Origin of the sequence: Pseudomonas bohemica (assembly GCF_002934685.1) — a bacterium.
GTDB classification, from domain to species: Bacteria; Pseudomonadota; Gammaproteobacteria; order Pseudomonadales; family Pseudomonadaceae; genus Aquipseudomonas; species Aquipseudomonas bohemica.
In genome coordinates this window covers 1-552 of record NZ_NKHL01000022.1, presented here as the reverse complement: position 1 = coordinate 552, position 552 = coordinate 1, and the positions used below count along the sequence as shown (strand labels likewise).

Annotated in this window: 1 pseudogene; it reads left to right on the top strand. The window is 59.1% G+C overall.

What is annotated here, in order from left to right:
- A pseudogene (locus CE491_RS00055) lies at positions 1 to 439 on the top strand (S-methyl-5-thioribose-1-phosphate isomerase); the annotation flags it as partial.
- Between the last annotated feature and the right edge of the window lie 113 nt (positions 440 to 552).

Below are 552 nucleotides of genomic sequence, written 5' to 3'. Positions count from 1 at the left end.
GTTGGCCAATGAAGGCATTCCGGTGACCGTGACGGCTGACTCAGCGGCTGCGCACCTGATGAAAACCAAAGGCATCACCTGGATCATCGTAGGAGCCGACCGCATCACCGCCAACGGTGACGTCGCGAACAAGATCGGCACTTACCAGTTGGCAGTCGCAGCGATGCACCATGGCGTACGTTTCATGGTGGTCGCGCCGAGTTCGACCATCGACATGAACCTGGCCAGTGGCGAAGACATTCCCATCGAAGAGCGCGACGAAAGCGAGCTGCTGGAAGTGGGTGGACGCAGGCTGGGGGCCGACGTCAACGCTTTCAATCCGGTATTCGACGTGACGCCTGCCGACCTTATCGACGCCATCGTGACCGAAAAAGGCATTATCGAACGCCCCGACACGGCAAAAATGGCACAGCTGATGTGCCGTAAACGCCTGCATTGATCACGATGCCACAGGCGCTACTATCCGGCCGGGTCAGCGCTATGGGGCCCTGTAGGCGCTTCTCAGGCCGCTAATGGCGAAATGGCTCGTTTTCAGCGCGCTCAAATGCTTCG